17 protein-coding genes are annotated in these 25,240 nt (G+C 74.5%); 14 read left to right on the forward strand and 3 right to left on the reverse strand.

Annotated elements, in window-relative coordinates:
* Position 1: 1 nt before the first annotated feature.
* From FXF52_RS20185 to FXF52_RS20200, 4 genes are read left to right on the forward strand one after another with little or no spacing between them, the layout of a single operon-like run.
* Complete coding sequence (locus FXF52_RS20185; RefSeq protein WP_148798841.1) at positions 2-1,210, forward strand: CehA/McbA family metallohydrolase; 1,209 nt, start codon at positions 2-4, stop codon at positions 1,208-1,210.
* Positions 1,201-2,112, forward strand: a complete 912-nt coding sequence (locus tag FXF52_RS20190) for a sugar phosphate isomerase/epimerase (RefSeq protein WP_222870587.1) — start codon at positions 1,201-1,203, stop codon at positions 2,110-2,112. Before FXF52_RS20185 ends, FXF52_RS20190 begins: the two co-directional genes overlap by 10 nt.
* Positions 2,109-3,239, forward strand: coding sequence for a Gfo/Idh/MocA family protein (locus FXF52_RS20195; RefSeq protein ID WP_222870588.1), 1,131 nt, complete (start codon positions 2,109-2,111; stop codon positions 3,237-3,239). The genes FXF52_RS20190 and FXF52_RS20195 overlap by 4 nt, the downstream gene beginning before the upstream one ends.
* Positions 3,239-6,046, forward strand: coding sequence for a glycoside hydrolase family 38 C-terminal domain-containing protein (locus FXF52_RS20200; RefSeq protein WP_148798842.1), 2,808 nt, complete (start codon positions 3,239-3,241; stop codon positions 6,044-6,046). The genes FXF52_RS20195 and FXF52_RS20200 overlap by 1 nt, the downstream gene beginning before the upstream one ends.
* A 33-nt stretch (positions 6,047-6,079) precedes the next feature.
* On the opposite strand, the gene FXF52_RS20205 is transcribed toward FXF52_RS20200, so the two are convergent.
* Positions 6,080-6,706 carry an SGNH/GDSL hydrolase family protein gene (locus tag FXF52_RS20205; RefSeq protein ID WP_148798844.1) on the reverse strand — a complete coding sequence of 209 codons (627 nt, stop codon included), beginning with the start codon at positions 6,704-6,706 and terminating at the stop codon, positions 6,080-6,082.
* 294 nt (positions 6,707-7,000) lie between these two features.
* Between FXF52_RS20205 and FXF52_RS43885 the strand changes: the two genes are divergently transcribed.
* The 7 genes from FXF52_RS43885 to FXF52_RS20240 all read left to right on the forward strand — a co-directional run bounded on the left by FXF52_RS43885 (position 7,001) and on the right by FXF52_RS20240 (position 13,970).
* Positions 7,001-8,236 (forward strand): sensor histidine kinase KdpD, encoded by a 1,236-nt coding sequence (locus FXF52_RS43885; protein WP_148798847.1) that lies wholly within the window; start codon positions 7,001-7,003, stop codon positions 8,234-8,236.
* On the forward strand, positions 8,233-8,691 hold the full coding sequence (locus FXF52_RS20215) for a roadblock/LC7 domain-containing protein (RefSeq protein WP_148798849.1): 459 nt from the start codon (positions 8,233-8,235) through the stop codon (positions 8,689-8,691). The genes FXF52_RS43885 and FXF52_RS20215 overlap by 4 nt, the downstream gene beginning before the upstream one ends.
* 19 nt (positions 8,692-8,710) lie before the next feature.
* Positions 8,711-9,052 carry a DUF742 domain-containing protein gene (locus FXF52_RS20220; RefSeq protein ID WP_222870589.1) on the forward strand — a complete coding sequence of 114 codons (342 nt, stop codon included), beginning with the start codon at positions 8,711-8,713 and terminating at the stop codon, positions 9,050-9,052.
* On the forward strand, positions 9,030-9,635 hold the full coding sequence (locus FXF52_RS20225) for an ATP/GTP-binding protein (RefSeq protein ID WP_187413602.1): 606 nt from the start codon (positions 9,030-9,032) through the stop codon (positions 9,633-9,635). Before FXF52_RS20220 ends, FXF52_RS20225 begins: the two co-directional genes overlap by 23 nt.
* A gap of 17 nt (positions 9,636-9,652) precedes the next feature.
* The gene (locus FXF52_RS20230) at positions 9,653-10,891 is read left to right on the forward strand and encodes a styrene monooxygenase/indole monooxygenase family protein (protein WP_148798851.1); all 1,239 of its coding nucleotides are present in this window, start codon (positions 9,653-9,655) and stop codon (positions 10,889-10,891) included.
* Between the two features lie 284 nt (positions 10,892-11,175).
* Complete coding sequence (locus FXF52_RS20235) at positions 11,176-12,600, forward strand: M1 family metallopeptidase (protein ID WP_148798853.1); 1,425 nt, start codon at positions 11,176-11,178, stop codon at positions 12,598-12,600.
* A 152-nt stretch (positions 12,601-12,752) separates the two neighbouring features.
* Positions 12,753-13,970 (forward strand): MFS transporter, encoded by a 1,218-nt coding sequence (locus tag FXF52_RS20240; protein ID WP_148798855.1) that lies wholly within the window; start codon positions 12,753-12,755, stop codon positions 13,968-13,970.
* Positions 13,971-13,985: 15 nt separating this feature from the next.
* Here the strand turns inward: FXF52_RS20240 and FXF52_RS20245 are convergent, their stop codons facing one another.
* A complete protein-coding gene (locus FXF52_RS20245; protein WP_148798857.1) occupies positions 13,986-14,408 on the reverse strand; it encodes a glutaredoxin domain-containing protein in 423 nt (140 codons plus the stop codon).
* Between the two features lie 62 nt (positions 14,409-14,470).
* On the reverse strand, positions 14,471-17,266 hold the full coding sequence (locus FXF52_RS20250) for an FAD-binding and (Fe-S)-binding domain-containing protein (protein ID WP_148798859.1): 2,796 nt from the start codon (positions 17,264-17,266) through the stop codon (positions 14,471-14,473).
* Positions 17,267-17,452: 186 nt separating this feature from the next.
* On the opposite strand from FXF52_RS20250, the gene FXF52_RS20255 reads away from it, so the two are divergent.
* From FXF52_RS20255 to FXF52_RS20265, 3 genes are all read left to right on the forward strand, one after another.
* Positions 17,453-18,313, forward strand: a complete 861-nt coding sequence (locus FXF52_RS20255) for a S1 family peptidase (protein WP_222870590.1) — start codon at positions 17,453-17,455, stop codon at positions 18,311-18,313.
* Between the two features lie 289 nt (positions 18,314-18,602).
* Positions 18,603-22,967, forward strand: coding sequence for a peptidoglycan-binding protein (locus FXF52_RS20260; RefSeq protein WP_148798861.1), 4,365 nt, complete (start codon positions 18,603-18,605; stop codon positions 22,965-22,967).
* A 25-nt stretch (positions 22,968-22,992) separates the two neighbouring features.
* Positions 22,993-25,240: DUF6603 domain-containing protein (locus tag FXF52_RS20265; RefSeq protein ID WP_222870591.1), on the forward strand; the 2,248-nt coding region annotated here is incomplete at its 3' end.

The following is a 25,240-nucleotide window of genomic DNA, read 5'->3' on the forward strand; positions in this document are numbered from 1 at the left end:
GATGGTGACGCACCGGGGCAGGTGGACGCTGCGGGACCGCGCGGAGAGCATCATGCGCGCCCTGCCGGTCACCGTGCCCCCGGGCACCGCCGCGCTCACCGTACGACTCGACCACCCCCGCGACGCGGGCGTGCTCGACCTCGGCTGCCTGGGTCCGGCCGGGTTCCGCGGCTGGTCGGGCGGCGCCCGCGACGGCTTCACCATCACCGCCGACTGGGCCACCCCGGGCTACCTGCCCGGCGAGTTGGAACCCGGCGAGTGGCAGGTGCTGCTGCGGCTGCACCGGATCCCGCCCGACGGGCTGCCCTACGAGGTCACCGCCACCACCAGCACCCGCTTCCCCGCCCCACCGCCCGCGCCCGAGGCGCCGCCCCGTCCGGAACGGCCGCCCCGCCCGGCGCTGCCCGAGGTGGACGGCCGGCGGTGGCTCGCCGGGGACCTGCACGCGCACACCGTGCACAGCGACGGCGCGTACACCATCGACGAACTGGCCGCCCTCGCCGCCGGGCGGGGTCTGGACTTCCTCGCCGTCACCGACCACAACACGGTCAGCCACCACCCCTGGCTGCCCGGCGCCTCGGCCCACTACGGCATCACGCTCGTGCCCGGGCAGGAGGTGACCACCGACCGGGGGCACGCCAACGTCTTCGGCCCGGTGGCCTGGATCGACTTCCGGGAGCCGGCCGACCACTGGCTCGCCGCGGCGGAGCGGGCCGGTGGGCTGATGTCGGTCAACCACCCGCTCGGCGGCGACTGCGCCTGGCGGCAGCCGCTCACCACCCGGACCCGGCTCGCCGAGGTGTGGCACTCGGGCTGGTGGGACCGCACCTGGGGCGCCCCGCTCGCCTGGGCGCAGGCGTGGCGGCCGGACGTCGTACCGGTCGGGGGCAGCGACTTCCACCGGCCCGGCGCGGACGCGTTGCCCGGCGCGCCGACCACCTGGGTGCTCGCCGACGGCGACCTCACCGACGAGGGTGCGGTCCGCGCCGCTCTGGCCGCCGGCCGCACCGCCATCTCCGCGGGGCCCGACGCGCCCCTGCTGCTGCGGCTGGGCGACGAACTGCTGGCGCTCGGCGCGGACGGCGCGCTGCTCGGCTGTCCCGACGGCCGGCACCGGGTGGTCCGCGGCGACCGGTGCCTGCTGCCGGCCGCCGACGGGCTGCACGTCCTGGAATCCCACCGCATGGAGGTGATCGCACTGTGCAGCTGACCGGACGCACCAGAGTGGCCGGAGCTCCGGTCAACTACGGCATCTACCAGGCGACCGACCCGGATGTCGGCCCGGAGGACCTGCTCGCGTCGCTGGCCGCCGACGGCTACGCCGGCGTGGACTCCGGGCCGATCGGCTACCTCGGCACCGGCGCGGTGCTCACCCGCCGGCTGGCCGCGGCCGGGATCGGGCTGGCCGGCGGCTGGGTCGACCTGCGCTTCGCCGACCCGGACGGGTTCACCGCGGACCTGGCCCAGCTCGACGCGGCGCTGGACGTGTTCACCGCCGGGCCGGTCGACGACCCGCGCTTCGCGCCCCGGCCCACGCTGGCCTGCGCCGCCAACCCGGCGCGGATGGCCCGACCCGGCACCCCGCCGGACCTGGCCTCGGCGCTGCCCGCCGCCGCCTGGCCGGGCTTCGCCGCCCGGGTGCAGCGGGCCGTCGACCGGTGCCGGGAGCGCGGCCTGGAACCGGTGTTCCACTACCACCTGGGCACCGACGTGGAGACCGAGGCGGAGGCCGACCGGCTGCTGGAACTGACCGACGTGGCGATCTGCCTCGACACCGGGCACCTGACGCTGGCCGGCGGCGACGCCGTCGCGGCGGTGCACCGGTGGGCCGGGCGGATCGGCCAGGTGCACCTCAAGGACGCCGACCTGGCCGCGCACCGCCGGGTACGGGACGCCGGCGGCGGCCTCACCGAGGTGGTCGCCGCGGGCGGGTTCTGCGCGCTGGGCACCGGCGACGTCGACCTCGCCGCGGTGCTGCGCGGCCTGGACGAGACCGGCTACGCCGGCTGGCTGGTGATCGAGCAGGACGCGCCCGAACGGGGACGGAACCTGGACCGGATCCGCGCCGACCAGCGCGCGAACCTGCGCTGGCTGGCGGAGGTGCGGCGATGACCGAACCGGGGAAACGGATCAGGATCGCGGTCGCCGGGTTGGGGATCATCGCCCGTACGGTGCACCTGCCCCTGCTGCAGCGCCGCGCCGACCTGTTCGACGTCGTCGCGCTCAGCGACCTGTCGCCCACGCGGCTGGCCGAGCTCGGCGACCGGTACGGCGTCGAACCGGCCCGCCGGTACGCGGACGCGGCCGAGATGCTCGACGGCGGTGGCTGCGACGCGGTGCTGCTGGCCACGTCCGGGTCGCACGGCGAACTCGCCGCCGCGGCGTGGGACCGGGGACTGCCCGTGCTCTGCGAGAAGCCGCTCGCCTACACCCTCGCCGAGGCCGACCGGCTGGCCGGGGCGGCGCTCATGGTGGGCTACATGAAGCAGTACGACCCGGCGGTGGTCGAGGCCGCCCGCCTGCTGGACGGGGTCGGCGGCGCGGCGGCGGTGCACGCGGTCGAGGTGACCGTCCTGCACGCCGCCGGGGAGCAGCAGCTCACCTTCGCCCACCTGCCTCCGCCGCCGGTCGACGTGCCGGCTGCGGCGGCGGCCCGGCTGCGGGAGGCCGACGCGCGGCTGCTCGACGCCGCGGTGGGCGGGGACGCCGGGGCGCGCGCCCTCTACCAGATCCTGATCAACAGCATCTCGCACGACCTGTCCCTGCTGCGGCTGTTCACCGGGGCGCCGGCCACGGTGGACCAGGTGGCGACCTGGCCGCTGGCGCCCGGCGGGCCATCCGAGCCGTCGGTGGAGATCTCCGGCCGGCTGGCCGCCGGCGGCCGGTACGGCATCCGGTGGCTCCACCTGCCGGACTACCCGGCCTACCGGGAGACGGTCACCCTGCACCACGCCCGGGGCACGCTGGAGCTGGTCTTCCCGTCGCCGTACCTGCTCAACGCCCCGACCACGCTGACCGCGGTGGACCGGCACGACGGCGGCGAGCGGCGGACGCAGTTCCGGTCGGTGACCGAGGCGTTCGAGCAGGAACTGGTCGCCTTCCACGCGATGGTGACCGCGGGCGCGCGCCCGCGGACCGGCGTCGCCGAGGGCGCGGTCGACCTGCGCACCAGCCAACAGGTGGTACGCCGCTACGGGGAGCTGACCGGGGCGGCGATCGGCGGAGAGGCGGCGAGCTGATGCACCGGCCGACCGAGATCATCGTGGTCCCGCACACCCACTGGGACCGGGAGTGGTACGAGCCGTTCCAGCGGTTCCGGCTGCGGCTCGTGGCGCTGCTCGACGAGGTGTTCGACCGGATGGCGACCGACGAGCGCCAGCGGTTCACGCTGGACGGCCAGCTCGCCGCGGTCGACGACTATCTGGAGGTGCGCCCGGAGCGCCGGGAGCAGGTGGTCGCGCTGGTACGGGCGGGCCGGCTGGCCATCGGGCCGTGGCAGATCCTGCTCGACGAGTTCCTCTGCTCCGGGGAGAACATCGTCCGCAACCTGGAGCGCGGGCTGGCGCGCAGCGCGGCGCTGGGCGGCGCCATGCCGGTCGGCTATCTGCCCGACATGTTCGGCCACATCGCGCAGATGCCGCAGCTGCTCGCCGGCGCGGGCCTGGCCCACGCCTGTGTGTTCCGGGGCGTGCCGGACCGGGTCCGGTCGCACGCGTTCGCCTGGCAGGCGCCGGACGGCACCGCGCTCCGCACCGAGTACCTGCCCGGGGGCTACGGCAACGCCGCCGGGCTGATGGACGACCCGCGACTGGTCACCCGCCGGGCCGCCGAGCTGGCCGAGCGGCTACGCGGCTGGCGATCGACCGGCGACGACACGCCGATCCTCGCGATGTACGGCACCGACCACGCCGCCCCGGCGCCGGACGCCCCCGACCTGCTGGCCGCCGCGGCCGTCGACGGCGTACGGCTGCGGCTCGGCACCCTCGCGGAGTACTTCGCCACCCAGCCGGCCACGGTGGACGGGCTGCCCACGGTGGCCGGGGAGCTGCGCTCGCACGCCCGGGCCAACATCCTGCCCGGCGTGATCTCGGTACGGGCCCATCTCAAGCAGGCGATGGGCCGGGCCGAGCGGCGCGTCGAGCGGTACGCCGAACCCCTCGCCGCCCTCTACCACGACTCGTCCGTGCAGCGGTTCCTGGACATGGCCTGGACCCGACTGATCGACGCGAGCTGCCACGACTCGGTGACCGGATGCGGCTGCGACGAGACGGCCGAGCAGGTGGCCGCCCGGCTCGCCGAGGCGGAACAGCTCGGGCGGGCCGTCTGCGACCTGGTGGGGGCGCGGCTGGCCGGCGCGGTGCCGCGCGACGGGTACCTACTGTTCAACCCGACCCCGGCGGCCCGGACGGCCCTGGTCCGGCTGGACGTCGAGGTGCCGGCGGACGGACCCGTCGGCCTGCTCACCGCGGACGGTCGGGTGGCGTCCGTCCAGGTCCTCGACCACGCCCCGCTGCTGCTCGCCGACGAGGTGGTGCCGGCCGCCGACCTGCCCGCGATCCTCACCCGGGTCCACGGCCGGGAGCTGTACGGGCAGGAGGTCACCGCGTGGTCGGTGTCGGCCGCCGACGCCACCCTGACATTCCAGGTGGCCCGGCACGGCGACCCGATGTTCGACGTCGAGGACGTCCGGCTCGCGCTCGCCGCGGCCACCGGCCCCGACAGCTGGCGGGTGCGCATCGTCGCCGCCCCGCGGGTGACCGTCGCCGCGCTGGTGGACGTCCCCGCGCTGGGGCAGGCCGCGGTGCGCCCGGTCGCCCTGCCGGTGGCCGGCGCGACACCGCCGCCCACCGACATCGCCCCGGCGGCCGGCGCGGCACCGCCGCCCACCGGCACCGCCCGGCCGGCGCCGGTCGTGCTGGACGGCCGGACGGTCGACAACGGTCTGCTGCGGGTGACGGTGGCCGAGGACGGCACGCTGCGGCTGTCCACCCCGGACGGCCTGAGCGTCGACGGGGTCGGCCGGATCGTCGACGGCGGCGACGTGGGCGACAGCTACAACTACGCCCCACCGGCCGCCGACGAACTGGTCGACAAGCCCCGGGCCGTGCGTACCGTCGTGGTGCACCAGGGTCCGGTGGTCGCCGTGCTCGACGTGGTCCGCGAGTACCGCTGGCCGGTCGGCGCCGACGTGGACGCGGGCTCGCGCCGGGTGGAGCGGGAGACCGTCACGGTGACCACGCGGGTGGAGGTGCGGGCCGGTGAGCGGTTCGTCCGGCTGCGGCTGAGCTTCGACAACCGCTGCGACGACCACCGGGTCCGGCTGCACCTGCCACTGCCGGCACCGGCCGCCACGTCGTACGCGGAGGGGCAGTTCGCGGTCGTGGCGCGGGGGTTGACCGCCGAGGGCGGCGGTGGTGAGGTCCCGCTGCCGACCTTCCCCGCCGCCGGCTTCGTCGCCGCCGGTGGCGCCGAGGGCTCGCTCGCGGTGCTGCTGACCCAGCCCACGGAGTACGAGCTGACCGAGTCCGGCCGGGAGCTGGCGGTCACCGTGCTGCGGGCGATCGGGATGCTGTCCCGCAATCGGCACGCCCTGCGGGACGAACCGGCCGGCCCGCAGTTGCCCACGCCGCAGGCGCAGTGCCGGGGCGAGCGCAGCGTCGAGCTGGCGGTGCTGCCGTTCCGGGGCGACTGGGACTCCGCCGGGGTGTCGGCGGCGGCCGAGGCGTACCGGCACGAACTGCTGGCCTTCGCCGGGGCCGGGGACCCGTCAACCGGGCTGCCGGCGCCGGTGACCGGGCTGACGGTCGACGGGGACGGCGTCACGCTGACCAGCGTCCGGGACCGGGCGGGCCGGATCGAGCTGCGGGTGGTGGCGACCCGCGACACCGGCGCCGTCATCGGGGCCGGGCGCGGCGTACGCGGCGCGTGGCGGGCAGACCTGCTCGGCCGGCCGGGCGCGCCCCTGCCGGTCGACGGTGACGGTCTGGTCCGGGTGCCGCTGCGCGCCTGGGAGATCGCCACCGTCCAGCTCGACCTGGCCGGCTGAGTCGACGGGGGTCGGGCGCGCGTCGCCCGGCCCTCAGGCCGTCGGCGTGACCGCCCGCAGCCACGCTTGAGCGATCAGGGCGTGGCCGAACGGGGTCGGGTGCACGCCGTCGCGGGTCCACACCCGGTCGTCGACGTCGGCGGCCTGGAACAGGTCGTCGACCGCGACCAGCGTCGCGTCGAACTCGGCGGCGAGGCGGCGTACCACGTCGACCTTCGGGTCGAGGTCCTCCCGCCAGCCGCGCTGGGCGTCGTCGAGCGGGACGACGAACGGCTCGACGAGGACGAGGCGGGCACCCAGCCGCCGGGTCTCCTGGAGGATGTGCCGGTAGTCGCGGGCGAACTCGTCGGCGCTGGTCGGATCGTGCTTGCTGTAGCGCCGCCAGGTGTCGTTGATGCCGATCAGCACCGACACCACCTGTGGGGCGAGGGCCAGACAGTCGTCCGCCCAGCGGGCGCGCAGGTCGCGCACCCGGTCGCCGGAGATTCCACGGTTGCGGAAGCTGACCCGGTGTTCGGGGTGGCGGGCGGTGAACCAGGCCGCCGCCATCATCGCGTAACCGGTGCCGAGGTCGTCGCCGCAGGACCGGTCCCGGCCGGCGTCGGTGATGCTGTCTCCGATGAAGAGCACTCGCCCGCCGCGCGGGACCGCCACCGTCATCGCCATCTCCTCCCCTGGACGTTCCGCATGATCATGCAGTGGCGGTCGGGGCGGCCGGGTGACGGGGTCGCGGTAGCGGTCCGGGTGGCCGACGACCGTCCGGTACGTCGTGAAGATTTCTCCGTTCGGCTGTTGCGTTTTGTCAGTCCGGCCCGATCAACCATTCGTGGCAGCGCGGCGAGGCGGGTGGGAAAACCGCCCTAAGTTGACCTTGGCCGTTGCAATCGGCACACAAACGATGGTTGACTGCTGCACCATGCCAGAGCCGACGATCACGTACGGGCCGGTAATTTTGTGAGAAGCACCGACATCACCCCAATGTCCTCGGTCGGTCGACGCCGGGTCACCTGGCGACAACGGGCGGCGCGCTGGTTGGACCCGACGGTCGCGCAGTGGGACGTCGCACCACAGGAGACGCCCGAGCCGCCGCCCCCGCAGGAACCGCCGCCCAGTCCCTGGCCGGCGATCTGCGAGCAGTTCGCGATGCGGATCATGGCGTCGGCGTACCAGATGGGCTCCCACCTGGAGGCGGTGGAGGCCGACGAGCAGGATCCCGACCGGCTGGAGCGGCTCTACCGGATCGACCACGCGAACACCCGCATCCGGCGGCACGCGGAGAACCTCCAGGTCCTGCTGGGCCGCCGGGTCGAGGACGCCAACCCGCAGACCGTCCCCCTGGTCGACGTCGTCCGGGCGGCCAGCTCGGCCGTCGAGCACTACGCCCGCATCCGGGTGGGCCACGTGCTGGACCTGGCGGTGGTCGAGTTCGCCGCCGACGACGTGATCCGGGTGCTCACCGAACTGCTGGACAACGCCACCCGGTTCTCCCCGCCCACCGCCCCGGTGATCGTCTCGGCGTTCATCACTGAGGACGGCGGCACCCTGCTGCGCATCGAGGACGCCGGGGTGGGCCTCCACCCTGATCACCTGGCCCAGCTCAACGCCCTGCTTGGCGGCCGGCCGCTCAGCCCGGCCACCCTCGACCCCACGACCCACCTCGGGCTCGCCGTCGTGGCCCACCTGGCCGTCGCCCACCAGCTGCGGGTCACCCTGACCAACCGGCCCTCCGGCGGGACCACGGCGACCGTGCTGGTCCCCGGCGGGCTGCTCTGCGAGATCCCCGCCCCGGCGGGCCCGGACCCCGCCAGCCCGGCGCCGGCCTGGCCACCCCCGCCCGGGCCGGTACCCGGCCAGGCCGGCATGCCCACCCCGCCGCCGGCCTGGCCACCCGCGCCCGCCGGAGGCGGCACCCACCCCTGGAGCAGACCCGTGGCCACGCCCCCGGACAGCACCCACTCCCCCACCGTGCGCCTGGCCACGCTGGGCGGCCCGACCGCCGACCAGCAGCCGGCCGGTGGCCTGCCGAAACGGGTACCGGCGAGCGTCCGGGACGACCCCACGGCGGCGGCGCGGCAACCGGCCGACCCCGATGCCGGATCCCCACCCGAGGCGTGGCCGGACGAGACGGCGGCCTTCGCCGCCGGCGTCAGCGACGCGCGGACCACCAGCCACGAAGGACAGCAGCCATGACCCACCCCTACCAACGCACCGGCCCGGCGAGCACCGGCCAGGGGCTGCCGGACTGCGCCTGGCTGATCCGTCAGTTCGCCGAGGACGTACCCGGGGTCACCCACGCGATGCTCGTCTCGCTGGACGGCCTCCAGCTCGCCGCCTCCGGCAGCGTCGGCCGCGACCTCGGCGACCAGCTCTCCGCGCTGACCGCCGGCCTGCTGAGCATGGCCGACCGCAGCGCGTCCCTGCTGGACCTCGGCCCTTCCGAGTACCTGACCGTCCGGCTGCCCCGCGGGCACCTGCTGTTCATGCGGGTCGGCGAGTCGGCGGGGCTGGCGGTGGCCGCCGCTCCCGGCTGCGACCTGCGGGTCGTCTCGTACCGGATGACCCAGTTCGTCGGCGCGGTGTGGCACGCCCTCACCCCGCAGGTCCGCCACGAACTGCACCGGATGACCGCCAGTCAGCCCCGGTGACGGGCCGAAGGAGCCGATCATGCCGATGACCTACTGGAAGGTGCGGCCGTACGTGCTGACCGCCGGGCGGACCCGTACCCGGCAGCCGCTGCTGGTGCACACCCTGGTGTCGGTGCCGCACTACGACGCCGTCTTCGCCTCCGGGCTGCTGCCCGAGGCCCGGACGCTGTACGAGCACGCCCGCCGGGCGGCCCGCTCGGTGGCCGAACTCTCCGCGGCCTGCGGGATGTCGCTGGGGGTGACCCGGGTGGTCGTCGACGACCTGGCCGCCACCGACCGGCTCATGATCCACGCCGACCACCACAACGTCGACTTCCGCCTCCTGGAGAGACTTCGCGATGGCCTCCGCAAGCTTGCCTGACACTCCGCTGCTGACCTCGGCGAAGATCGTCATCGCGGGCGGCTTCGGCGTCGGCAAGACCACCTGCGTCGGGTCCATCTCGGAGATCCCGCCGATCAACACCGAGGCGTGGATGACCGCGGCCAGCGAGACCGTCGACCGGATGGACCCGGGGATCGACAAGAAGACCACCACGGTGGCGATGGACTTCGGCCGGCTGACCATCGGCCCCGACCTCGTGCTGTACCTGTTCGGCACGCCGGGCCAGCCCCGGTTCTGGCCCATGTGGGACGACCTGTGCCGGGGCGCGGTCGGCGCGCTGGTGCTCGCCGACACCCGGAACCTGGCCGCCGCGTTCCCGGCGGTCAACTACTTCGAACAGGACAGCGACCTGCCGTTCGTGGTCTGCGTGAACCTCTTCGACGGGGTGCTGCACCACCCGCTCGAGGAGGTACGCGAAGCGCTCGCGCTGCCCGCCGGCGTACCGCTGACCGCCTGCGACGCCCGTGACCCGTCGTCGGTGGCGCGGGCCCTGCTGACGGTCGTGGAGCACACCATGTCCCGTACCGCCCGGCCCACCGCGGGCGCCCTCGCGGCGCGGTAGCCCAACCTGGAGGAACGATGCGCAAGATCCTGATCGTCGGAGCCGGACAGTCCGGGCTCCAGCTCGCCCTGAGCCTGCTCGCCGAGGGCTACGACGTGACCGTCATGTCCGCCCGTACGCCCGACGAGATCCGCCGCGGCTGGGTGATGAGCACCCAGGCCATGTTCGGCAGCGCGCTGGCCACCGAACGCCGGTACGGGCTGGACCTGTGGCAGGACCAGGCGCCCCGGATCGAGGGGTTGCAGGTCTCGCTGTCCGCCCCGCCCGGCGAGCGGGCGCTGCGGATCCCGGGCCCGATCGACGAACCGGCGCAGAGCACCGACCAGCGGATCAAGATGGCCACCTGGCTGGAGCTGTTCGAGCAGCGCGGCGGGACCGTGCTCTACCAGACGGTGACCACCGCCGACCTGGACGGGCTGACCCGGCTCGGCCGGTACGACCTGACCGTGGTGGCCGCCGGCAAGGGCGACCTGGTGGGCGTCTTCGACCGGGACCCGCAGCGCTCGGTCTACGACACGCCGCAGCGGGGGCTGGCCGTGGCGTACGTGCACGGGATGACCCCGGACCCGCTGCTGCCGATGCCGCACGTCGGCTTCAACGCCGTACCGGGGCTGGGTGAGCTGTTCGTCATTCCCGGGCTGACCCACTCCGGCCCCTGCGAGATCCTGTTCTGGGAGGCGGTGCCCGGCGGTCCGCTGGACCTGTGGACCGAACGGCGCGACCCGGCCGAGCACCTGAAACTGACCCTCGACCTGGCTCGCCGCTACACCCCGTGGGTCTACGAGCGGTGCGCCGACGTGGAGCTGACCGACGGCCGGGCCACCCTCTCCGGCCGTTACACCCCGACCGTCCGCCACCCGGTGGCCGAACTGCCCTCGGGCGGGCTCGTCCTCGGCATGGCCGACGTGGTGGTGGCCAACGACCCGATCACCGGCCAGGGCAGCAACACCGCCGCCAAGTGTGCGTACTCGTACCTGGGGTCGATCGTGAAGCGCGGCGACCAGCCGTTCGACCGGGAGTGGATGACGGAGACCTTCGAGCGGTTCTGGGCCGAGACCGGCGAGGCGGTCACCGGCTGGACCAACGCGATGCTGCAACCGCTGCCGCCGCACGTGCAGCAGATCCTCGGGGCCGCCGCCGGGAATCCGGTGGTCGCCCGGCGTTTCGCCAACGGCTTCAGCGATCCGAACGACTTCCGGGACTGGTTCATGACGCCGGACGCCGCCGAGCGTTACCTGGCCGGCGTCGCCGGCTGACCGGGCGGGCCGGGATCCATCCGTCCCTGGTGGATCCCGGCTGCCGGGACGGCCGCCCGGCTCGGTACGCACCGGGGCGAAGGACCTCGCGCGGCACCCCGCGACGACAGCCCGGTTCCGTCAGAGATCCCGGGCCACCCGGCTCCGGGACGCTCCCCTGGTGGGCGGGACCGGGTGGCCGTAAAGGCGATGGCTGGCCTGTAGATCTTGACGGCGCCGCCTCGGTGCGGGTGGATAGGGCCAACCCCCCGAAGGCCAGCGGTCTTCCCACAGGAAGGATTCCCATGACCATCCCACGCCTGCGCGGTGCCGCGCTGGCCACGGTCGCCCTAGTGGCTGCCGGGTCGGCGGTGGCACCGGACGCGGCCGGCGCGGCACCGGGCAACCCCGGCGCCCCCCGGTACTCGGCCGGTGCGGCGAGCGTCCACGACCCCTACTTCCCGGACCAGGGCAACGGCGGATACGACGTCCAGCACTACGACTTCGACTTCTCCTACGACCCGGCGACCCGGCTCATGGACGCCACCGCCACGATCACCGCGATCGCCACCCAGGACCTCGACCGGTTCAACCTCGACTTCCGCGGGCCGGACGTCTCCTCGGTGACGGTCAACGGGCACGCGCACGACTTCACCCGTGAGGGCCAGGAACTGATCGTCACCCCGCGCCCGAAGCTCAAGGCCGGGCAGACCTTCACCGTGGTGGTGAAGTACGCCGGCGTACCGAGCGTCATCACCGACCCGGACGAGTCGATTGAAGGCTGGGTGCCGACCGACGACGGCGCCTTCGTCGCCGGGGAGCCGCAGGGCGCGCCGGCCTGGCTGCCCACCAACGACCACCCGACCGACAAGGCCACCTACCGGTTCACCGCCAAGGTGCCGGAGGGCCTCACCGCCGTCGGCAACGGCCAGCTCCTCTCCCAGGAGACCAGGGACGGCTGGACCACCTTCGTCTGGGACTCGACCGAGCCGATGGCCAGCTACCTGGCGACGGTCACCATCGGCAACTTCGTGGTCACCGAGTCGACCACGCCGAGCGGGATCCCGGTGTACGTGGCGGTCGACCCGCGGCTGGTCGCCGGATCGGCGAGTGCGGTGTCGCAGATCCCGAAGATGATCGACTTCTTCTCCGCGCAGTTCGGCCCGTACCCGTTCGCCTCGACCGGGGCGATCATCGACCGGGCCCCGAACGTGGGCTACGCCCTGGAGACCCAGACCAAGCCGATCTTCTCCAACACGGCGAGTGTCAGCACCATGGCCCACGAGCTGGCCCACCAGTGGTTCGGCGACAGCGTCTCGCCGGAGCGCTGGTCGGACATCTGGCTCAACGAGGGCTTCGCCACCTACGCCCAGTGGATGTACACCGAGTACAACGGCGGCGCGTCGGTCAACCAGACGTTCAACAGCAGCAGCAACTACGGGCGGGCCGCGTCGTCGTCGTTCTGGCAGACGGTCCTCGCCGACCCGGGCCCCGTGGACATGTTCAGCAGCATCCCGTACAACCGGGGTGCGATGACCCTGCACGCGCTGCGCGGCAAGGTCGGCGACGAGACGTTCTTCCGCATCCTGCGCCAGTGGGCGGCGACCCACCGCTACGGCCACGCCAGCACGGCCGACTTCATCGCCCTGGCCGAGCGGGAGTCCGGGCAGGACCTCGACGCCTTCTTCGACGTGTGGCTCTACCAGAAGGGCAAGCCCACGACCTGGTGACGCCGGTGGGCCCCGCGACCCGACGGGTCGCGGGGCCCCAGGCGCCTGCGGGCGCGAACATCGGCCCGTGTCAGGGCCCCGGATCGGCCGCGCGGAGCTCCCCGGTCTGCCACCGTTGACGGCAGAGTCCGAGCGGGTCGGGGGTGACAGGATTGACCGAGCAGCCGCCCGACGAGCCGGACAACGTCCCGACCGGTCAGCCGACCGGGTCCTGGCTGACCCGGAACCTGAAGGTCCTGTCCGGGGTGTCGCTGCTGCAGGACGCCGCGTCGGAGTTGCTGTACCCGATCCTGCCGATCTTCCTGACGACCGTGCTGGGGGCGCCCGCTGCCGTGGTGGGGGCGGTGGAGGGTGTCGCCGAAGGCACCGCAGCGGTGAGCAAGGTCGCCAGCGGCCGGCTCGCGGACCGGTTCCGGGCCCGCCCGATGATCGGACTCGGGTACGGGCTCGCCGCGCTCGGCAAGGTCGCCATCGCCGCCGCCACCGTCTGGCCGATCGTCCTCGCCGGTCGCAGCGTGGACCGGTTGGGCAAGGGCATCAGGGGTGCGCCCCGGGACGCGCTGATCGCGACCGGCGTGCCGGAACACGCCAAGGGACGGGCGTTCGGCTTCCACCGGGCGATGGACACCGCCGGCGCGGTGATCGGACCGCTCATCGGTCTCGCCGGTTACGAACTGCTGCACCACCACATCCGGCCACTGCTCATCATCGCCGTGGTGCCCGCCGTGGCCAGCGCCGTCCTCGTCGCCGCAGTCCGCGAGCCACCCCGCCGCCGCCACAAGGCCGGCGGCTGGCACCCGCGGCGCCTGCCCGGCCGCTACTGGCGAGTGATCGCCGTACTGGCGCTGTTCGGCCTGGTCAACTTCCCCGACGCGCTCCTGCTGCTCCGCCTGCACGAGATCGGCTTCTCCGTCCCCGCGGTCATCGGCGCCTACGTCACCTACAACGCCGTCTACGCCGTGCTGAGCTACCCGGCCGGGGTCGTCGCCGATCGGCTGTCACCCCGCACGGTCTTCGGCGCCGGCCTGGTGCTGTTCGCCCTCGCCTACACCGGGCTCGGGCTTACCCGCTCCCACACCGCCGCCTGGGTGCTCCTGGCCGCCTACGGCGGATTCACCGCCTTCACCGACGGCGTCGGGAAAGCCTGGATCTCCGGACTCCTGGCCGCCCATGAACAGGGGACCGGCCAGGGCCTGTTCCAGGGACTGACCGGGCTGGCGGTCCTGGCCGCCGGCCTCTGGGCCGGACTCGCCTGGGGTCACGACGGCACCCTTCCCCTCCTGGTCTCCGGAATCGCCGCCGCCGTCCTCGCCGCGTGGCTGCTCACCGACCCCGTCCGGCACGTCCACCTGCGGGCCGGCCGGACCTGAGCCGCCGGGTGCCCCCTACGGCGTCAGCCGCTGCAGCAGCCAGGCCGGCGCCGGGTTCACCACCGCCGCACCGCGCGCCACGACCGTCGGGACCGTCTCGTCGCCGCCGGTGACCGCTCGGACCGCCGCCGCCCCGGCCGGGTCCCGCCAGATGTTGACCCAGTACGCCCGGCCGGCCCGGTGTCCGAGCCGGAGCCGCAGCCGCAGGCAGTACCGGCAGCCGGGCCGCCAGTAGACGATCGGCCGGCCGTCCCGGGCGCTGCGCTGCTGCGCCTGCTCGGCCGAGAGCGACCGGGGAAAGACCAGCGGCGAGAACAACGCCGCCAGCACCAGGAAGATCAGGAACTCGGCCACCGCGACCCCGGGCACCTCCTGGGTGACCGCGACGAGCACCCCGAGCGCCAGCATCACGATCGCGAACCACCAACTGCGCAGCACGCCGCCGAATGCTACCCGTCAGGCCGATCTCCCCGTTACCGCCCGGGCACCGGCGGGAGCCGTCAGGCGGTCGCGTCGGCGAGGAGTTCGAGCAGGTGCCGGTACGGCTGCCCGGTCGCCCGGGCCATCCCGATCTCGCAGGTCCGGTTGACCGAGGCGTACCCGTCGAAGACCCGGGCGGACACGGCGGCCGCCTCCTCGCGGGTGGCTGCGGCGGTCAGCTCCGGGTGCAGCAGCCCCCGGTCCCCGGCGAAGCCGCAGCACTGCCAGCCGTCGGGGACCACCACCTCGTCGGCGATCGCCCGGGCCACGGTGAGCAGCGCCTCGTCCAGCCCCAGCCGGGTAGACGAGCAGGTCGGGTGCAGGGTGAGGGCGCCGAGGCGGCGCCGGACGGTGAGCCGGGGCAGCAGTTCCGTGGCGGCGTACGCGACGGCGTCGACCACCCGCAGCGGACCGGCGTCGGCGAGCAGCTTGGCGAAGCCCTCGGTACAGGAGGCCGCGTCGCTGACCACCGGCAGCGCCCCGTCGCGGCTGGCCGCCTGCAGCGCCGGCGGCACCCGGTCGTGGATCCGCTGGTAGCCGGCGATGAGGCCCTTGGACGACCAGGGCGTGCCGCAGCACATGCCGGCCACCCCGTCGGGCACGAGCAGGCGCACTCCGGCCCGCTCGGCGAGGGTGAGCAGCGCGGCGGCGACGCCCGTACCGCCGTCGGCCGGGGCGAAGAGCGTGCCCAGGCAGGACGGGACGAAGACCGCGTCCGGCTCGTGGACCGGGTGCGGCCGGCGGACGCGGCCACCGCGGGGCAGGTCGCGTCGCCACTGCGGGACCCGATCGGCGCCGAGCACGGCGCGAGCGGCGCGGGTGGCCGTCTCGGGCAGCGCGGGCGGCAGCGCGCCGGCCAGGTCCAGGCCGCGGGCCATTCCCCGGGTGACCGTGCCCCACCGGTTGGCCGCGCTCCGCCAGCCGGACTGGGCGAGACCCCCGTTGGCCTCGCTGCGCAGCTGTTTCACCAGGTCGCCGGTGTTGATCAGGACCGGGCAGGCGGTGGCGCACATCCCGTCGACCGCGCAGGTCTGCACCGCGTCGTAGTCGTACGCCGACTCCAGTTCCCGGGCCAGCGCGAGGTCGCCGCCGGCGCGGGCAGCGGCGATCTCCCGACGCAGCACGATCCGCTGCCGCGGGGTGGTGGTCAGGTCGCGGCTGGGGCAGACCGGTTCGCAGTAGCCGCACTCGACGCAGCGGTCCACCTCGGGTTCGACCGTGGGCACGGTCTTCAGGTGGCGCAGGTGGACGTCGGGGTCGTCGCTGAGCAGCACGCCCGGGTTGAGCATCCCGTCGGGGTCGCAGAGCGTCTTCACCTCGCGCATCACCGCGTACAGTTCGTCGCCGAACTGGCGGCGGACGTACGGGGCCATCACCCGGCCGGTGCCGTGCTCGGCCTTGAGCGTGCCGCCGTGGCCGAGGACCAGGTCGACCATCTCCTCAGTGAAGTCGGCGTAGCGGGCCGGGGCCGCGCCGTCGGCGAACCGCTCGTTGAGCATGAAGTGCAGGTTGCCGTCCTTGGCGTGGCCGAAGATCACGCTCTCCTCGTACCCGTGCCGGTCGAAGAGGTCGGCGAGCGCGGCGCACGTGTCGGCGAGCGCGTCCACCGGGACGGCGATGTCCTCCAGCAGCGCGGTGGTGCCCGAGGGGCGGGCACCGGCGACGGCCGCGTAGAGACCCTTGCGGATGTGCCAGAGCGCGGCGCGGGCGGCCGCCTCGCCGCTGAGCCGGGCCGGGGTGGTCAGCGGCAGCTCGGCCAGGACCGGCCCGGCCGCCGCCACCCGCTCGGCGAGCGCTTCCGGGTCGGACTCCTGCCACTCGACCAGCAGCGCCGCGTGGTCGCGGACCGCGAGGCCGCGCAGCGCGGCGTCCGCCCTGGGGTCACCCTGGGCGACCCGCAGCGCGGCGGCGTCGAGCAGTTCGATCGCCGCCGGCCCGACGGCCACCAGCGTCGGCATCGCCGCCATCGCGGCGGCCAGGGTGTCGAAGACCAGCAGGCCGGTCGCGGCGTGCCGGTGCGCCGGTACGGTGCGGAAGGTGGCCGCCGCGACGAAGGCGAGCGTGCCCTCGCTGCCGACCACCAGGCGGGTGAGCAGGTCCGCGGGCGAGTCGTGGTCGAGGAAGGCGTTCACCCCGTAGCCCATGGTGTTCTTCATGGCGTACTGGGCGTGGATGCGGCGCACCGAGTCGGGGTTGCCGCGGACCCGGTCCCGCAGCCGCAGCAGGCCGGCGTGCAGTTCCGGTTCGGTGGCGCGCAGCCGGGCGTCTGCGTCCGGGGCGCCGGTGTCCAGCACCGTGCCGCTGGGCAGCACCAGCACCAGCGACTCCAGCGTCCGGTAGGTGTTGAACTCGGTGCCGCAGGTCATCCCGCTGGAGTTGTTGGCGACCACGCCGCCAACCGTGCACGCGGACTCGCTGGCCGGGTCCGGCCCGAGCCGCCGGCCGTACGGGGCGAGCCGGTTGTTCACCTGCCGCAGGACCACCCCGGGCTGCACCCGGACCCGGCGGCCGTCGTCGAGCACGGCCAGCTCGCGGAAGTGCCGGCGGGTGTCGACGAGGAGCTGGTCGGTGACCGCCTGCCCGCTGAGGCTGGTGCCGCCGGAGCGGAAGGTGAGCGGGGTGCCGGTCCGCCGGCTGTGCCGCAGCAGCGCGGCGACCTGGTGGGCGTCGGCCGGGGTGACCACCGCGCGGGGGTGCAGCAGGTAGTGCGAGGCGTCGTGGGCCAGCCGGAGCCGGTCGGCGGCCCGGGTCAGCACCCCGCCGGGGACCGCCGCCTCCAGTCCGGCCAGCGGCGTCCCAGTCATCTCCGGCGTCATCGCCCACCTCCCCGGCTCCACCCTAACCAGCGGTGATCCGGCGGCGACCGACCCCTTGCACATTGCATCGACCTCGATGGATACTCGCCGCTGAAGCGTTCGCCGAGGTCAACCCCGACTCGTTCCCCGGCGACGGTCCACGGGCGCCGACGCAACCGGCGGCCAGCACCCTCCCAGGAGGAGACCGTGAGAATCCGCCGTAGCCGACTCACCCCGCTGCTCGCCGCGACCGTCGGCCTGGTGGCCGCCGGCGCGTTCGCCGTCCCGGGCACCGCCTCGGCCGCCCCGCAGACCTACACCGCCGACCAGCTTTCCCGGGTCGACGCCGCCGTGGCGGCCTCCGGGGTCGACGGCATCGCCTGGCACGTGGACAAGGCGTCCGGCCGGGTCGTGGTGACCGCCGACGAGAGCGTCTCCGCCGCCGAACTCGCCACGCTCAAGAAGAGCGCCGGCGCCCAGGCGGGGGCGATCCGGGTCGACCGGGCCCGCGGCACCTTCCGGCCGCTGCTGTCGGCCGGCAACGCCATCTACGGCGGCGGCTACCGCTGCTCGCTCGGCTTCAACGTGGTCAAGGGGAGCACCTACTACTTCCTCACCGCCGGGCACTGCGGCAACGTGGCCAACACCTGGTACACCAACTCGAGCCTGACCACGCTCATCGGCCCGACCGTCGGCTCCAGCTTCCCCGGCAACGACTACGCCCTGGTCCGCTACGACAACACGTCGCTGACCCACCCGGGCGGCTACACCGCCGCGAACGCCTTCGTCGGTGAGGCGGTCAAGCGCACCGGCTCGACCACCGGCACGCACAGCGGCACGGTGACCGCCCTGAACGTCACGGTCCGCTACGTCGGCAGCGGCACCGTGAAGGGCATGATCCAGACCACGGTCTGCGCCGAGCCGGGCGACTCCGGTGGCCCGCTCTACGACGGCACCAAGGCCCTCGGCATCACCTCCGGCGGCAGCGGTGACTGCCGGTCCGGCGGCACCACCTTCTACCAGCCCGTCCCGGAGGCGGCCAGCGCCTACGGCGTGACCGTCTACTGAGCCACCGCCGGCCCGCGCCGGCAACCGGGGACCCGCGCCCGCCAGAGTGCGGGTCCCCGCGCGTCTACGCCTTCTCCACGCCTCCGGCAAGCGGCCGTCGGGTCTCCGTCAGTGAAACAACCTGAGTGGACGTTCACCCCCGACGGTCGGGCGGACCGGCCCGTCGCGGGCCCGATAGTTGCCATCCGGCAAGTCGGAAGCTTCGCGCTGTTGCGCCGTAGGCGCGGCCGGACGTGACGACTTCAATCGAGGTCGACACTGTCACGGCCGAGGGCGAAGGGGATCCCGCATGACCGCTCCGACCGGCCTGCCCCTCGTACTCTGCGGCCCGATCGTGCGCCGCGTCGACCCGACCAGCGTCACCGTCTTCGTCGCCCTGCGCGCCGAGTGCACGGTGACACTGACCGTCTTCGCCGTCGGCGCGGCTCCCGGATACGCCCGGGGCGCCACCGTCGGCACCGGCAGCCGGGCCACCGTGCGGCTCGCCGAGCGGCTGCACGTCGTCGCGGTGACCGTCGCCGGAGTCACCCTCCAGCCGGGCACGCTCTACGGCTACGACCTGGCGTTCTCCGGCGGGGCCACCGCGGGCAGCCTGTTCGACGCCGACGTGGTGGCCGCCGACGCGGCGACCGCCCGGGCCGCGCTCACCTACCAGGGCCACCCGCAGGCGCCGGCGGCGATGCCGGCCGTGCCCACCTTCGTCACCCCGCCGACCGACCCGAACCAGCTGCGGATCTTCCACGGCTCGTGCCGCAAGCCGCACGGCGAGGGCCAGGACGCCTTCCCCGTCCTCGACCCGATCATCGCCGCCGCCGGCGGCGACCCGGCGCTGCGCCCGCACCAGCTCGTCCTCGGCGGCGACCAGATCTACGCCGACGACGTGGCCGACCCGCTGCTCGCCATCATCCACGGCCACGACGCCCTGCCGGCCAGCGGCAGCGACCCGGCGGTGCCCGCGTACCAGGGGGTCGCGGCCCGGCTCGGGCTGGCGCCGGAGGCGATGCCGGTCGGCACCAGCTCGCCGCCGACCGACGTGACCTACCAGCCGGGCAAGCGGGCCACCACGATGGAGCGGGACGCGAAGTTCACCTCCGGCGCCGCCCACAGCCACCTCATGTCGCTGCGCGAGTTCCTGTGCATGTACCTGCTGGCCTGGTCGGACGTGCTGTGGCCGGCGAGCTGGCCGACGTTCGAGCACGTGCTGCCGGCCGACACCCGCATCCTGACCGACCCGCAGGGCCGCCGGCCCGGCGAGACGGTGTACGACCTGATGCGTGCCGGCCGGGCGTACTCGCCCAGCGCGCAGCAGAAGGAGATCATCGAGCGCTGGGAGCGCTGGCAGCAGCAGGCCATCGCGCTGGCCACGTTCCGGACCGGCCTGACCGCGGTGCGCCGGCAGCTCGCCAACGTGGCGACGTACATGGTCGCCGACGACCACGAGGTCACCGACGACTGGAACATGACCCGGTCCTGGGTCAACGACGCGGTGGTCAACTCCGCGCTGGGCCGGCGCATCGTGCGCAACGCGATGGCCGCGTTCGTGGTCTTCCAGGCCTGGGGCAACACCCCGGAACGGTTCGGCGAGACCGGGGACGCCGGGGAGCCGGGGCGGACCGCCCTGACCGCGCTGCGCGGCTGGTCCACCGCACCCAACGACGGCGACGACCTCACCCTGCGCACCCGGCTCGGCCTGCCCACCGGCGTCACCGCCGAGGGCAGGCTGGCTCGGCCCGCCGGCGCGCTGACCTACCACTACACCGTCACCTGGCCCCGCTACCAGCTGATCGCGCTGGACACCCGCACCTGGCGGCAGTACCCGGGCGGCAACGGCAACCCCGGCGGGCTGCTGCTGGACGACCACCCGCTCAACGACATGCTCACCGGCGGCGGGGTGCTCGGCGACGACGCGGTGACCGTGGTGGCCCAGCCGGTCGCGCTGTTCGGCGTGCCCATCCTCGAGCAGGTCGCCCAGCCGCTGGCCAAGGCGACCGCCGGCCGGTGGACCGCCGACGCGGAGGACGCCTGGGTGGCCAGCGACGCCGCCGTGCACAAGATCCTCGCCCGGCTGTTCGCCGCCGCACCCCCGGGGCCGGACGGGATCCGCCGCCGGCGGCTGGTGCTGCTCGGCGGCGACATCCACTTCGGCTCCGCCGAACGGATCCGCTACTCGGCGACCCTCCCGTACGCCTGCGGACCCGACCCGGCCAAGCCGTACGAGGGGGTCAACCGCACCGAGGGCGTGCTCGCCGGCTTCGTGGCCAGCGCCTTCCGCAACGAGGACTCGATGACCCGGATCCTGCACGACGTCGGCTACGTGCCGCTGCTCGACGTGACCGGCCGGATCGACCTGGTCGGCTGGGCCAACGAGCTGCCCGACAAGGAGGGGCAGCGGATGCGGGCCGGCGTCCAGGTGACCGTCGGCGCCGACGACACCACCGGCTGGTGGGTGTCCGGCCGGCCGGCGGTCAGCGACATCGACGCGCTCAAGCTGCTCGGCCGGCAACCCGAGTGGAACATCTACGTGCAGTTCCTCCGGCACGACGAGGCCGACCCGACGGCACATCGCGACGGCGTACCGGAACCGGTGGTGGACCCGGCCGGGCTGCCCCGCGACCAGGCCCTCGCCCAGTACCTGGCGGCCGCCCGCAACCTCGACGACTACAAGGGATCCTGGGGCAGCGGCAAGGAGATCGTCGGGCGCAACAACCTCGGCGAGATCACCTTCGACTGGCCGGCCGGGGAGTGCAAGTCGGCCACCCAGCGGCTCTGGTGGCACCTGCCCGGCGAGAACCGGGCCGCCGCGTTGACCACGTACACGGTGGACCTCTCGCTCGGCTGCTCGCTGACCAAGCCGCCGCCGTACGGCGGGTTCGTGCTGCGGCCCGACGACCACGACGCCACCGGCACGGCCAAGGCCTGCTACGACGGGGTGGACCGGCCGGCGGACCTGGTCAAGGACCGCTGGGTGAGCCGCCTCCAGCACGACCTGGCCACGCTGGGCTTCCTCACCCCCGCGGAGACCGACGGGACGTACGGCATGGTCACCTACTGGGCGGTGCGGGAGTTCCAGGCGTACGCCCGGCGGGAACGGGCGGCGGTGGAGCCGACCGGCTCGACCGCGCCCCGGTGGTCGGACCGGCTGCAACCGGTCGATGTGCCGGAGGCCGAGCGCTACCTCGGGCCGATCAGCGGGGTGGCGGACCTGGCCACCCAGGAGGCGATCCGGCACTGGCTGGACAAGCGGTGGCGCTGCCCCGTCGTGATCGAGTCCTGGCAGGTCTCCGGGGACACCCCGCAGCGCCTCGACCAGCCCAACGTCTGGCTCTTCGACGACGTCACCGCCACCGACCGGCGGCTCTACTCCCGGGTGGTCACCGGCCGGCCGGCGGGTGCCGGCGGCGCCCCGCCCGGGCACCCGGAGCTGATCCGGCTCGGCGGGTACCGCGCGCACCCGACCGACGCGCAGTGGAGCGGGCCGGTCCTCGACGGCGAGTCGGAGCTGCTGCCGGAGGCCGTCCTGCCCGTTCCGCAGGGACACGGCACCGGGCCCACGCTGGCCGACCTGGTCGCCACCATCGGCACCGGCGGCGACGCCGGTACGCGGGCCGCCCGCCAGCTCTCCACCTTCAAGGTGCTGCGCGCCGCCGCCGAGAACCAGGCGCCCGACGCGGCCGGCGGCTGGCTGGACCGGGTGGCCGCGGACGACCCGGCGGTGATCCGGTTCGGACCGTTCGGCTGGCGGGCGCACGGGCCGCAGACGGCACCCACCACACTGCCGCCCGCGCTGGACATCAATGCCGAGCCGGGCGAGATGTGGGCGTACCTGGCCTTCCTGCGGGCCACCGACCGCGACGCGTACGACGCCCTCGGCGGGCAGGGCGGCATCAACGCCGTGCCCGGCTGGGGCAAGGACGGCGGCGGACTGCTCCACCCCGAGCTGCGGGTGCTGCGGGCCCGGCCCGCGGAGACCGACTCGACCGGCGCGGCCCGCGAGGCGGTGGGCACCACGCTGGAGCTACTCGGGCTGCGCTCCTGGCACTGGATGCACCGGTACGCGCTGGCCCTGCGGACCCACGACGGGGTGCGCCGGGGCCTGTGGACCGTCGCCCGGCAGCGGCTGCACGACCTGCTGGTCACCGACTGGGACTCCCCGGACCCGGCGGTCACCCCGACCGTGCCGGACGTGACCGGCGCCGACGGCAAGCCCCGCCGGGCCCGGATCGGCGACGTGTTCACCTCCGAGCGGTCCGTGGCGCTGCTGGCCTGCTGGCAGCTGCACCGGGCGCACCAGCTCGTCGCGGTGGGACCGCCGGCCGACCGGGCGGAGAAGCCCGAGTTCCGCACCCGGACCCGGGCGGCCAGCGAGCTGCACACCGTGCTGAACCGGGCGAAGGCGCGCGCGGACTTCAGCGGCCCGCCCACCGGCTGGACCGACCTGCACGAGGACGCGCTGATCGGCGCCATCGGTCAGGTCGTCGCCACCGACGCGCCGGTGGCGGCCGCGCTGGGCGCGCTCGTCGGCTGGCCCGGCTGGCCGACCGGGCACCGCTACACGCTGCCCGTCGCGGTGCTGCCCGCGGCCGAGCGGACCCTCTCCCCCGCCCGGGGCTCGTTGCGGTTGGACCTGAGCGACCTGCCGAGGGTGACGGCATGACCGGCACGGAAGGACGGGAGCTGCGATGACCGAGCCGAAGAACGCCCTCGCCCTGCTCTGGGACGAGGTCCGGTTGCTGGCCGAGCCGGTGCTGTCCGCGTACGACCCGTGGCGGCGGGCCCGGTTGATGCGCGCGCTCGGCTGGGACCTGGAGGCGGTCAGCGGCTTCGACGCCGCCCGCTTCGAGGAGTGGGCCGCCACGGTCGAGGAGGCCCTGGCGGCGGTGTCGGTGGTGCGCAACGACAACCAGCTCGACACCCTGGCCGGGCTCGGCAAGCTGGCCGAGGCGGTCGGGAAGGTGTTCGGGAAGATCGGCGAGCTGCCGACCGTGAAGGGTGGCCTGCCCGACGTGCCCGGGCTGCCCGCCGAACTCGCCGACGACCTGGTCGACCTGCTGGTGCTGACCTACCTGCTGCGCCGGGTGCCCTGGTCGGTGCCGGTGCTCGACCTGCTCGGCCTGGTGGACCCGGCCGCCGCCAACCCGCCCAGCCCGCCGATGCCGCCGACCGATTCGCCGATCCGGCTGCCCAAGCGCCGCGACGAGCTGCACCTGGACCGGGCGGTCGACCTGGTCCGCGACCCCGGTGGCTACTTCCGCGCGCTGTACGCCCCGGCCGGCTGGGACACTTCGGCGGGCGTGGCCGAGCTGTCCGCGCGGCTGCTGCCCCGGCTGGCCCGGGCGCTGCGGGCGTTCGGCCTCGACGCCGACCAGGGCGTCCGCCCCGATCTCGGGCCGGACCAGGGCGAGGTGGGCCGGCGGCTGGCCGACAGCCTGCTGCGGCTGCGGTTCAGCGGCCTGCGTACGCCCGGCGGCGCGCCGCCGCCCGGCGCGGGGCTGGCACCGTGGAACCCCACCTTCGGCATCGGCGCCACCCTCGGTCTGGCCAGTTGGGACGGCCGGCTCACGGTGATCCTCGCGCCCACCGGCGAGGCGCACCTGGAGGGCTCGATCGGGGCGTGGAACGTCGCCACCGACCTCAGTGGTGCCGGGCCGGCCCTCGCCATCAACAGCCAGGGGGTGACGTTCAGCGGCGACAGCGCCGTGGTGAAGTGGGCCGCGGAGGTGGCCCGGATCGCCCCGGCCGGACAGCCCGGCTGGATCCTCGGTGCCCCCGGCGGCACCCACCTCGCCATCGGCCAGCTCGTCCTCGGCGGGAAGGCCACCCTCGGCGCCGGCCGCGACGACGTCGAGCTGAGCATCCGGGCCGGCCGGGCGGAACTGGTGGTCCGCCCCGGCGACGGCGACGGGCTGCTGGCCAAGCTGCTGCCCGCCGACGGGCTGCGAGTCGGTCTCGACCTCGGACTGGCCTGGTCGCTGCGCGGTGGGCTGCACCTGTCCGGGGCGGCCGCGCTCGCCGCCGAGTACCCGCTGCACCTGTCCTGGCACGGCCTCGGCCTGGAGGGACTGCGGATCGCGCTGGAGGCGGACACCGCCACCCGCGCGCTGCGGCTGACCCTCAGCACCACGGTCCGGGCCGCGCTGGGCCCGCTGCACGCGGTGGTGCAGAACATCGGCGTCCGCGCCGACCTGACCTTCCCGCCGGCGCTGCCGGCCGGCTCCGGTGACCAGGCCACCGCCGGCAACCTCGGCGCGGCCGACCTGCGCCCCCGGTTCAAGGGCCCGGACGGCGTCGCGCTGCGGATGGACAACGGCATCGTCACCGGCGGCGGCTACCTCTTCGTCGACGAGGCCCGCGGCATGTACGCCGGGGTGCTGCAGCTCGGCATGACCTCCACCACCCCCCTCGCCCCGATGAAGGGGTTCCGGCTCCAGGCCACCGCCATCCTCAACACCCGCAACCCCGACGGCAGCCGGCTCACCGAGGCCGACGGCGGGCACACCTTCTCGCTGCTGCTGGCCGGCACGTACGAGTGGTTCCCCGGACTGATGCTGTTCTGGGGCATCTCCATCACCGGGTTGGGCCTCGTCGTCGGCTGGAACCGGCGGACCAACCCGGAGGAGGTACGCAACGCCGCCCGCGCCGGCACCCTGGACGCGCTGCTGTTCCCCCAGGACCCGGTCGGCAACGCGCCCGCCGTCATCGCCACCCTCAGCCGGATCTTCCCGGTCGACACCACCGGCACGGTGCTCGGCGCCATGGTGCGGCTGAACTTCCTCAACGGGCAGGTCACCGCCGACCTTGCCGTGCTGGTCGAGTTCCCCGACCCGGTCCGCATCCTGCTGCTCGGCAAGCTGGTCATCGACTTCAAGGAGGCGGGAAAGTTCCGCCTCGACTCGGCGGGCATCGTGGACTTCCCCCGCCGCGAGATCA

The organism is Micromonospora sp. MP36 (assembly GCF_008119785.1).
GTDB lineage: Bacteria > Actinomycetota > Actinomycetes > Mycobacteriales > Micromonosporaceae > Micromonospora.

Excerpts from the sequence above, each read along its gene's own strand:
- FXF52_RS20185 (WP_148798841.1), top strand. The coding sequence starts at position 2 with ATGGTGACGCACCGGGGCAGGTGGACGCTGCGGGACCGCGCGGAGAGC.
- FXF52_RS20195 (WP_222870588.1), top strand. The coding sequence starts at position 2,109 with ATGACCGAACCGGGGAAACGGATCAGGATCGCGGTCGCCGGGTTGGGG.
- FXF52_RS20200 (WP_148798842.1), top strand. The coding sequence starts at position 3,239 with ATGCACCGGCCGACCGAGATCATCGTGGTCCCGCACACCCACTGGGAC.
- FXF52_RS20205 (WP_148798844.1), bottom strand. The coding sequence starts at position 6,706 with ATGACGGTGGCGGTCCCGCGCGGCGGGCGAGTGCTCTTCATCGGAGAC.
- FXF52_RS20215 (WP_148798849.1), top strand. The coding sequence starts at position 8,233 with ATGACCCACCCCTACCAACGCACCGGCCCGGCGAGCACCGGCCAGGGG.
- FXF52_RS20220 (WP_222870589.1), top strand. The coding sequence starts at position 8,711 with ATGCCGATGACCTACTGGAAGGTGCGGCCGTACGTGCTGACCGCCGGG.
- FXF52_RS20225 (WP_187413602.1), top strand. The coding sequence starts at position 9,030 with ATGGCCTCCGCAAGCTTGCCTGACACTCCGCTGCTGACCTCGGCGAAG.
- FXF52_RS20230 (WP_148798851.1), top strand. The coding sequence starts at position 9,653 with ATGCGCAAGATCCTGATCGTCGGAGCCGGACAGTCCGGGCTCCAGCTC.
- FXF52_RS20235 (WP_148798853.1), top strand. The coding sequence starts at position 11,176 with ATGACCATCCCACGCCTGCGCGGTGCCGCGCTGGCCACGGTCGCCCTA.
- FXF52_RS20250 (WP_148798859.1), bottom strand. The coding sequence starts at position 17,266 with ATGACGCCGGAGATGACTGGGACGCCGCTGGCCGGACTGGAGGCGGCG.
- FXF52_RS20260 (WP_148798861.1), top strand. The coding sequence starts at position 18,603 with ATGACCGCTCCGACCGGCCTGCCCCTCGTACTCTGCGGCCCGATCGTG.